Raw genomic sequence first — 7173 nt, 5'->3', positions numbered from 1 at the left:
CATGCATCGGTGCCGCTGAGCAGCCGGGTAACGTTGCGATGGCAAAGCTGAGCCCCCTTGGGCCTGCCCGTCGATCCCGAGGTGTAGATCACATACGCCAGGTTCTCCCCATGCACCGCCACATCAGGGTTGTGCATGGGCTCCTTCGCCAGATCCAGCCCGTCGAGCTCCAGCACCACCAGCCCTTCGGCCACCGGAAGGCGCTCCTTCACCGCACGCTGCGTCAGCAGCAGCCCAATCCCACTGTCCCCGACCATGTAGGCCAGCCGGTCCGCCGGGTACTCCGGATCCAGCGGCACATACGCTCCGCCCGCCTTCAGTATCCCCAACAGCCCCACCACCATCTCGAGGGAGCGCTCCACCGCAATGCCCACCTTCACTTCAGGCTTCACACCCAGCTTGATCAGCCGGTGCGCCAACCGGTTGGCTCGCGTGTTCAACTCGCCGTAGCTCAGTACCTCGTCACCAAAGAGCAGTGCCACCGCTTCAGGATGGGCCTGGGCCTGCTGCTCAATCAGCCGGTGCACCGGATCAGCACCCGGGTAACGCTGCAGGTTCTCGCCCCAGCCCTTGAGTTGCTGACGCTCAGCGTCAGTGAGCAACTCCACATCCCCCACCGCTTCCTGTGGCCGATCAGCCAATGCTTGCAGCAGCGCCACGTAGTGCCCCGCCATCCGCTCGATCGTGCTCGCCTCGAACAACTCCTCGGCGTAGGTGAAGCTCACACGCACCTGGCCGTCGGCGTCTTCGACCGTGTCAACTGTCAGTTCAAACTGCGCATGCTGATTCCCAATGGACACTTCGGACACCGACCAGCCTAATGGCCGCTGCAATGGGGAAAGATCCCTCTGTAAGTGGTTGAACATCACGTCGAAGAGCGGAGTTGCGCTCAGATTGCGCTCCGGCCGCAACGCCTCCACGAGCTGCTCGAATGGCAGTTCCTGATGCGCTTGAGCATCAAGCGCGGCCTCCCTGGCCTGCGCCAGCATCTGGGCAAGGCTCATCTGCCCCTCGACGCTATTGCGCAGCACCAGCGTGTTGACGAAGAAGCCGACCACACGCTGAAGCTCGGCACGCGAGCGATTGGCCACCGGCGTGCCAACACGGATGTCGTGCTGCCCGGTGTAGCGATATAGCAGCGCCTGGAAAGCCGCCAGCAACAGCATGAAGAGCGTGGCGCCATGGGCTTCCGCCTGCGCGCGCAACCCGACCGACAGCCCCTCGGAGAGGTCAAAGCCGTGTCGCCCAGCCCGGTACCGGGCAACCGCCTGACGTGGATGATCGACAGACAAGGCGAGAACCGGCTGCGCTTCGCCCAGCGGCACGCCGAGCTGTTTCACCCAGTACGCCAGTTGACGCGCTCGCGCCTCCTGGTTGGGATGGTCGTGCTGCCAAGCCGCGTAGTCCGCATACTGAATCGCGGGAGGTGGCAACGCCTCATCACCTGCGTGTCGAGCCGCATACAACGCAGCCAACTCATCCACGAGAACCTGCATCGAAGCGCCATCGGAGATGATGTGGTGCATCACCAGCACCAGAATGTGGACCTGATCTTCCAGCCGCACGAGCGCCGCACGAACCAAGGGACCGACCGTCAGATCGAAGGGCTGCACCTGGAGCGCTCGCAGTGTTTCTGAGGCGTGAGCTTCGCGCTCCTCGTCCGCCGTGCTGCGAAGGTCGAACAACTGAAGAGCCAAGCCCCCATTTCCCCGAACGATCTGCTCGACCTCACCATCCGGCCGTGCCCGGAACACGGTGCGCAGGGACTCGTGGCGCTTGGCCAAACCATCGACGGCCATGCGCATTGCTTCAGCATCCAACACGCCCGCAATGCGCAACGCGCCCTGAACGTGGTAGGCGGTACTTTGCGGATCGAGCCGCCACAGGAACCACTGCCGCTGCTGGGCCGAGGACAAAGGCAAAGGCTCGGCGCGACGCTCAGGAGGCAGAACAGGAATTCCGGCCACCGACGTCCGGACACCGGCCTTCTGACAAGCCCGAATGCCATCGGCCTGCCGCCCAAGGCGCGGCAACTCAAAAATCTGCCTGATCGGGAAGTCGATTCCCCATTTCTGCGAGATGCGCACAGCCAGTTGCACTGCAGCCAGCGAGTTGCCACCGAGGGTGAAGAAGTGCGCGTCGTTGGCGTATGTCCGCGTCGACTCGTGGCCAAGTACTTGGCGCCACATGCCAGCCAGCATCTGCGCCGTCTCATCCTGAACGGCGTCATCGCCAGTGGCCGGATCACCACCGGTCCGGCCTTCGCCCGTCACGAAACGTCCGCTCTCAAAAAGCGCATAGGCATCGAGCGAACGCTCCGCCCAACCTCTGCGGCAGGCAGCGCGCTGCAGCTTGCCGCTGGACGTTTTGGGCAGCGCTCCGGGGTTGAGGAGTACGACCGCCTTCGGCGCCTCGCCGCACTGCTCGCTCACTGCCAAGCTCAGAGCATCAACCAACACCTGCGGAGGCACGAGTTTCTGCAAACCGCGCGATACCTCGGCTGCGACGCCGATCCCCTCCTGCCCATCCAAATCCACCGCGAAGGCCGCCACCCTGCCCTTGCGCACCGCTTCCACCTCGGCCTCGACCACGCGCTCGATGTCGTGCGGGTAGATGTTGTGCCCACGCACGATGATCATGTCCTTGAGCCGCCCGGCCACGAAAATCTGACCCTCGTGCATGAAGCCCAGGTCGCCGGTACGCAGCCAGCGGAGCCCGTCGCGCTCGACGAACGCTTCCGCGGTTTCGCAGGGCTTGTTCCAGTAGCCCGCCGCCATGCTGGGCCCCGTAGCCCAGATCTCGCCAATGGCGCACCCAGGAGCGACTTCTCCGGTCTGCGGGTCGACGATCCGAACTTCATGATCCGAAGGAACGCTGCCGCAGCCGACCAAGGCGGCACCGTCGCCATCGACTGCCACCTGCCGCCTCGCGAGCGCCTCGGTATCGAAGCGACTCACCACCATGCCGCTGCCCCGACGCCCTCCGGTGATGAAAAGCGTGGCCTCGGCCAGGCCATAGCAGGGGTATACCGCTCCGGCGCTGAATCCCACTGGGGCATATCGCTCGATGAACGCGTCCATCGTGTCTTGCCGCACCGGCTCGGCGCCGGTGTAGGCCACGCGCCAACTCGACAGATCCAACCCCTCGGTCTGTGCCTCCTTGACCCGATCCAGGCACAGGCGGTATGCAAAGTCCGGGCCACCGCTGATCGTTACCTTATGACGCGAAATCATCTCCAGCCAACGCACCGGACGCTCCAGGAAAAAGCGCGGCGAAGACAGCACACAGGGAATGCCGCTGTAGAAGGGCTGCAGCAGTCCACCGATCAGGCCCATATCATGGAACAGGGGCGACCACACGCCGAATTTGTCATCGGCGCCAATCGAGAGCCCCTCACGGATCGCCCGTTCGTTGGCCATCAGATTGCCGTGCGTCACCATCACCCCCTTGGGGGCTGAGGTGGAGCCGGACGTGTACTGCAGGAAGGCGACGTCCTCGCTGGCAGGTTGATATGACTGCCAATTGCCTGCAGCGGCCGGATCGACTTCATCCACAGCCACCGCCGCCGATACACCAAACTGGCCGGCAGCAGCACCCACCAAGGCTTGGAGTGAACTCAAGGTCAGAATGCCCCGCGCCTGCGCATCGGCGGCAATACCTGCGAGTCGAGCGAGGTGCTGAGGGCGCGTCGACTCCGGCGGAAACACCGGCACCGCGATCACCCCTGCGTGGAAGCACGCAAACATACTGACCGCATAGTGCTCATCGTTGTCGAGCAGAATCAGTACCCGGTCGCCCTTCTCGAAGCGGCCCTGCAGCACGGCGGCGAGCGCTTGCACGCGCTGCCCGAAAACACGATAGCTCAAGGCCGTTTCGACGAGATGGTCGTCGCGTTCTGCCACGACGGTCAGTGCAATGTCCTCGGGCCGATTGGCGACGAGTTGCTGCAGGCGTTCAACAAAATTCGCAGGATGAACAAATGCGTTCTCTTGCGACACGGACTGTGTCGTCATCAGGTTTCCCTCACTCGTAAATGCGCTCAGGATTCGCCCATATGAGGGCGGGATCCGACCCCGTCGCTGAACACAAAGCACCACTGGTTGATCAGCGGTAGAGACCCGGATTCAAGCTGCGCCCTTCGTTCAACCCGGAATATCGACTCATTCACCACTTCATTTCTCCCTTGCCGTCCGGTTGCCACGCCAGGGTGGCGGCATAGCCGGGCGGCGAATCAAGGCGAAGGGCGCTCACGCGAGGCCAGTCCATCCCTTCGTGGCGTATGTCATAGGAAGCCCCCTCGGCAGGTCCGAGCTTCAACACCGAGAGTTGCTGCAGATGCTCCGCAACACCGAGGCCCAGAGCCTTCAACACCGCTTCCTTGGCCGTCCAGCACTCGAAGAAGTCGATGTGCCGATCGTCCGACAGTCGGCGCTCAAACACCGACAGCGCCTGGGCCGACAAGCCGATCACATCGCAGCGCGGATCGCGACGCTCGATGTCGACACCCACAGGCGCGCGCTCGGACAGGGCGATCAAGGCGAAGCTGCCTGCATGGGACACGTTGAAGAAGACGGGCGGATTGGACGAGCAAGCCGCCTCCAGGCGTGGCTTGCCATATGGGTTGGTCACGAACCTCAAGGTCTGCGGGCGGCAACGCAGACGCGCACCCAGCAGTCGCCGCAGAGCCACACGCGTGGCCACGAAGCGGACCTTGTCGTCATGCCTGTGGAAGCGCAGTGCGCGCACGCCCTCTTCTTCGCTCAACAAGCCCCAGTCGGCGTCTGACAACGGCGCCGCCAGATCGAGCGCAAGCTGGAACACGTCGATGCCGGGCGGCAGCGAATCAGGCAGACGCCGCGGCTGCATGGCACACCCCCGCAAACTGATGCGTCAACTCCCGCACCACCGCAGCAACCACCCGCTGCTCGTGCTGACGAATGAAGAAATGCCCGCCATCGAACCAATCAAGCGTGAACATGCTGCCGGCCTCGCGCCGCCAGGCCTCGACACGCTCAGCGGCAATGTCGTCTTGCCGCCCTGCAAGGGCGTGCATCGGCACGGAGAGTGGCTCGCCCGCCTGGTATCGGAAGCTCTCGCAGACACGGTAGTCCGCGCCCAGGGTGTCGAGCGTGAGGCGCAACAGTTCGTCGCTGGCCAGCACCTCCTCGGGCGTACCGCCCTGCTTGCGCAGGTCGGCGATCAGGGCCGCATCGTCGCCCTTGCCGGCAAACCGGTCCGGATCGCGGCGCGAGGGCGCAGGACTGCCAGACACGAACATCGCCCGGGGCAGGGGCTTGCCCAGGGCCCGCTGGTGCTGCGCCATTCCGTAGGCTAACAAGGCACCCATGCTATGACCGAACAGGGCATAGCGACCTTGCATCGCCGCCGCCTGCTCATCACAGATCTGCGCCACGAGCCGCCCGAAGTCCTCGACGAAAGGCTCGCCCAGGCGACCGCCCCGCCCCGGCAGTTCCACCGGCACCACGCGGATCCACTCCGGCAGCAGACGGCGCCACCGCAGGTACATGGTGGCGCTCGCGCCCGCACACGGCAGGGTCAGCAGATCGATGAACGGCGACCTCATGGAACCAGTCATCAGGCAGTCGCAGCAGCAGACTGGGCAGCTTTCTCGGCCTGCTCGTCCATCCATTTACGCAGCGACAGCGGACGCATGTCCGTCCACGTCTTTTCGACGTATTCGAGGACGGTCTTCTTGTCACCCTTGACCCCTTCAACGGCTTTCCAGCCGCCGGGTACGGCCTTCCAGTGGGGCCAGATGGAGTACTGTTCTTCGTGGTTGACAAGAACGATGAAAGTCTCGTCCTCACGGTCAAAGCAACTGGTCGACATGGGCATCCTCGTGCAGTGAAGAGAAAGCGACCTCACGCTTTGCCGGCCCGTTTGCCGACACGCTGGTCACTGCCTTCAAAGACGAGACAGCCGTCGATTTGTTTAGTCGCAGAACATCTCACGCCGGCCCATGGCGAACCGGAAACGAGGGAGCCGATCGTCGCAAGGCGCGCAGCGCCTCCCCTTGGCGACACACGCGAAAAGCACAGGGACAAAGAATGCGCAAAGAAGCACCGCCGACGCAAATCGCGACGTCAATCAGTGATCTCGTTGATTCCGGAAGCGATGAACGTCACTGGTCGGGTGCAATGGACCCGACGCTCGACTGAGAGCAGGAAAAACCCGACTTCTAGCGCTCGCCGTCGGGTTTCGTACAGCCGGGGATGTCGATATCGTTGGCAGGAGGAACCAGACCTGCCATCAGCCACAAGCGACCGGCCTTGTCGTAGGCTTGACGATGGGCAGGGTCGGCAGCAAGCCAGTGTGCCAGCTCGACCTCGGCGGCTGCATCCAAGCCTTGGTGCTCATGCTGGCGCATCACCCAGGACCAGGCGAAATCCCAAACCGGATCCTGCTTCGGATTCACTTCTTCGCCCATTGGCTGCCTTTTGAACACTGGGTGGCTGATGGCGCTATCAAATAGCACAGGTCATTGAATGATGACAGCTATGTGACCAAGACGCAAAACCCACGGGACGCCTGTGCGCCCTACCCCTTTTATCCGACGCCCCACGCAACGGGGCTTGGCAGCGTTATGCATCGTCCAGCAAATCGCGGCACGAGGCGATGGCTTGTGTTGCGTCCCTGAGCATGAAGTTCACAAGTGTGGCAGAGCATCCCAGTTGCTGCGCAATTTCGCGCTGCGTCAGCCCGCCCAGCCGGTAGAGTTCGAATGCGTGCCGCGTCCTCGGCGCCAGGGTTCCGAGAACCCTGTCAATGGCATCGAGAACTTGCCGCTCATGCAGACAACGCTCCGGGACACAACCGCCCGCGACCTGTGGAAGCTCCCCGTCCTCAGTGTGGATGCGGTACGTCGACTCGACAGCCTGGCGACGGCAGTGGTCGAGAGCCAGATTGCGGACCACTTGGCAGCAGTAGCAGTAAGGCTTGTCCACATTGCGCGCACACGCACCTTCGACAAGCTTCAAGTAGGCGTCCTGCGTCACCTCGTCCGCAATCTCTGGGGTGCCCACGATCTTCTGGGCGATGCGGCGGAGTTGCGCTCTGTGCGCAACGAAGACCTCCTTAAGCGCCGCTCCCGGCGAGTCCATCGGCATTGCAGCGCCTCTCTATTCAGGTGAATCGTTGTTTTACTTGCACATC

Annotated in this window: 6 protein-coding genes; all 6 read right to left on the bottom strand. The window is 63.2% G+C overall.

All coding sequences use genetic code 11. The features are described 5' to 3' along the window. Nucleotides 1-4013 (bottom strand): AMP-binding protein (locus L6Q67_RS03245; RefSeq protein WP_296565160.1); only part of this gene is annotated, 4013 nt, incomplete at its 3' end. Nucleotides 4014-4164: 151 nt separating this feature from the next. Further along, nucleotides 4165-4866, bottom strand: coding sequence for a 4'-phosphopantetheinyl transferase superfamily protein (locus L6Q67_RS03240; protein ID WP_166300424.1), 702 nt, complete (start codon nucleotides 4864-4866; stop codon nucleotides 4165-4167). Next, nucleotides 4844-5584 (bottom strand): alpha/beta fold hydrolase, encoded by a 741-nt coding sequence (locus L6Q67_RS03235; RefSeq protein ID WP_166300421.1) that lies wholly within the window; start codon nucleotides 5582-5584, stop codon nucleotides 4844-4846. Before L6Q67_RS03235 ends, L6Q67_RS03240 begins: the two co-directional genes overlap by 23 nt. Nucleotides 5585-5595: 11 nt before the next feature. Then, on the bottom strand, nucleotides 5596-5850 hold the full coding sequence (locus L6Q67_RS03230) for an MbtH family NRPS accessory protein (protein WP_166300419.1): 255 nt from the start codon (nucleotides 5848-5850) through the stop codon (nucleotides 5596-5598). A gap of 349 nt (nucleotides 5851-6199) precedes the next feature. After that, nucleotides 6200-6448, bottom strand: coding sequence for a FecR/PupR family sigma factor regulator (locus tag L6Q67_RS03225; RefSeq protein ID WP_166300416.1), 249 nt, complete (start codon nucleotides 6446-6448; stop codon nucleotides 6200-6202). Nucleotides 6449-6602: 154 nt separating this feature from the next. Then, nucleotides 6603-7127 (bottom strand): sigma-70 family RNA polymerase sigma factor, encoded by a 525-nt coding sequence (locus tag L6Q67_RS03220; protein ID WP_166300414.1) that lies wholly within the window; start codon nucleotides 7125-7127, stop codon nucleotides 6603-6605. Nucleotides 7128-7173: the final 46 nt, after the last annotated feature.

Origin of the sequence: Zoogloea sp. (assembly GCF_023150065.1) — a bacterium.
Classification (GTDB): Bacteria; Pseudomonadota; Gammaproteobacteria; order Burkholderiales; family Rhodocyclaceae; genus Zoogloea.
This window is presented reverse-complemented; position numbering and strand designations above follow the sequence as displayed.

Bases quoted from the DNA above. Each gene is read 5' to 3' on its own strand.
- L6Q67_RS03240 (WP_166300424.1), bottom strand. From the start codon at position 4,866: ATGCAGCCGCGGCGTCTGCCTGATTCGCTGCCGCCCGGCATCGACGTG.
- L6Q67_RS03235 (WP_166300421.1), bottom strand. From the start codon at position 5,584: ATGAGGTCGCCGTTCATCGATCTGCTGACCCTGCCGTGTGCGGGCGCG.
- L6Q67_RS03230 (WP_166300419.1), bottom strand. From the start codon at position 5,850: ATGTCGACCAGTTGCTTTGACCGTGAGGACGAGACTTTCATCGTTCTT.
- L6Q67_RS03225 (WP_166300416.1), bottom strand. From the start codon at position 6,448: ATGGGCGAAGAAGTGAATCCGAAGCAGGATCCGGTTTGGGATTTCGCC.
- L6Q67_RS03220 (WP_166300414.1), bottom strand. From the start codon at position 7,127: ATGCCGATGGACTCGCCGGGAGCGGCGCTTAAGGAGGTCTTCGTTGCG.